Source organism: Saccharospirillum impatiens DSM 12546 (assembly GCF_000423605.1).
Classification (GTDB): domain Bacteria; phylum Pseudomonadota; class Gammaproteobacteria; order Pseudomonadales; family Natronospirillaceae; genus Saccharospirillum; species Saccharospirillum impatiens.
Map to the genome: position 1 here is coordinate 1 of NZ_AUIH01000127.1, position 2,261 is coordinate 2,261.

The following is a 2,261-nucleotide window of genomic DNA, read 5'->3' on the forward strand; positions in this document are numbered from 1 at the left end:
TCTGACCCCATTGGTTCCAGCTACACCTACTACGGCCTAAGCGACGCCATCAACAGCGGGCAGGTGAAAACTCTCACCGCACCGGGCGGGCAACAGCTGAACTTCGAATACGACGGCACCCTGGTCACCCAGATCCAATCAAGTGGTCTGGTATCCGGTACCCTCGGGTACCAATACAACGCCTACTTCGAGCCCGCCCAACAAAGCATCAATGGCAGCAGCTTGTCATTCAGCTACAATCGGGACGGACAACTCACCCAGACGGGGGTCTTAAGCTTGAGCTACGTAGCCGACAACGGCCGGCTGAACAGCACCCAACTGCAACAAGCCGCCACCAGCCACGGCTACACAGCCTTCGGCGAACTGCAGACCTATAATGCCCAGGTCAACAGCACCAACCTGTACAGCTACACCCTGCAACGGGACGACGCGGGCCAGATCACCGGCAAAACCGAGACCCTGGGAAGCGCCACCACGCAATATGCGTACGACTACGACGAGCGCAACCGACTGATCGGCGTGCAGGAAAACGGCACCCCGGTGCAAACCTGGGCCTACGACGCCAACGGCAACCGAACGCATGAAGACGGCGCACCGGTTGCGACTTATGATGCACAGGACCGGCTGATTGGGTACAAGGACAATGAATACAGGTATACGGCCAATGGTGAGCTGACGGAAAAGACCGACACAGCCACAAACGAAGCGACGTATTACGACTACGACGCATTCTCGAATCTGAGAGGTGTCACGTTACTGGATGGCACCAACATCGAGTACGTGATCGATGGTCAGAACCGAAGAGTAGGCAAACTGCGCAATGGCAAGTTGGAGCAAGGGTTCCTGTACCAGGGGCAGTTGAATCCGGTGGCGGAGCTGGACGGAAACAACCAGATCAAAGCGCGGTTCGTGTACGCCGACAAAGGCCACGTTCCGAGCTACATGATCAAGGACGGTGTCAACTACCGCGTCATCAGCGATCACCTTGGTAGCGTGCGCTTGGTCGTGAACGCTCAAAGCGGAGAAGTTGCCCAAAGGCTCGACTATGACGCTTGGGGCAATGTCACGAACGATACCAATCCAGGGTTCCAGCCGTTCGGGTATGCTGGCGGTATATATGACCGGGATACCAACCTCGTCCGGTTCGGGGCGCGGGACTATGATCCGAAAATCGGACGTTGGACCACCAAGGACCCGATTGGATTTGGTGGCGGTTTAAACCACTATGCTTATGTTAACGGCGATCCTTTCAACTACGTTGACGTAACAGGGAACGTAGCATGTGCTGGGTTCTGTATTGGTGCAGCAGCTATAGTGGGCGGTAAAGCACTTATTAGCGCAGGAGCATCGTATATTGCAGCTAAGGCCACAGGTGAAGATAATGAAACTGCTGCCAAGCAGGCCATTGCAGGTGGTTTGATCGGTGGAATTACTGCGCCAGGTGCCAGTTTTGCCCTACGGCATGGGGCTAATTCAATTGTTACAACAGCAGCCCACAGTAGTCTGAGTAATGCAGGAGCTCAATATTATTTGAAAAGAGATGTAGATGTTAACCAGATGCTAATTGCAGGTGCAGCGGGAATACCAGCTGCAAGTGTTACAAGAAATGCTCGATTGCTAGGTGCTAGCGAGTTAGAGGCACATGCATGGGGAACTTTTGGTGGCACAAGCCTTGATTACTTAGCAAACGGAGTCATCGATCGATGGAATGACCCCGTAACTGGGGGAATGATGTGTCATGCACCCTAACCGAAAGCAGCAAAATGAAACCTATTCTTATGGATTTTTTTCAAAGAATAGAGGGCTTTTGATATCGATATTTCTAATAGTATCGTCGCTTGTATTTAACGTTACCCTTGGATCCAACGATGTTATCGGCAGCGGGGTCAAGGCTACTCTGCTTTTCTTGTCTCCTTCTCTTTTATTTATGCTTATACATGTTTTTTGGGACTTCAAGATTAAAAAAAATCATATGGAGATAGAGCTAAGAAAAAACAGCATCGTCTTTTTCAATCGATATAATACATATGAACTATTTTTTAATAATATTTTAAGGGTAGATGTATTTCCAACCTCAGAAAATATCTACGATGAAGATTATGTAGATAATATGTTGTCCTCGGGAGTTAGGTTTGTTACTAAGTCAGGAGATAAGTTTTTAATATTTACCTGAATCCGTGATTTTATTGCATTAACTCATTTCTTCTCTGTAGACACTGTTAGTCATGCCAATAATACGATGTTAGTCTCCATTATTCTTG

1 protein-coding gene is annotated in these 2,261 nt (G+C 49.3%); it reads left to right on the plus strand.

What is annotated here, in order from left to right:
- On the plus strand, nucleotides 1-1,749 hold a 1,749-nt coding region (locus G565_RS25335; RefSeq protein WP_169579695.1), incomplete at its 5' end, for an RHS repeat-associated core domain-containing protein.
- Nucleotides 1,750-2,261: the final 512 nt, after the last annotated feature.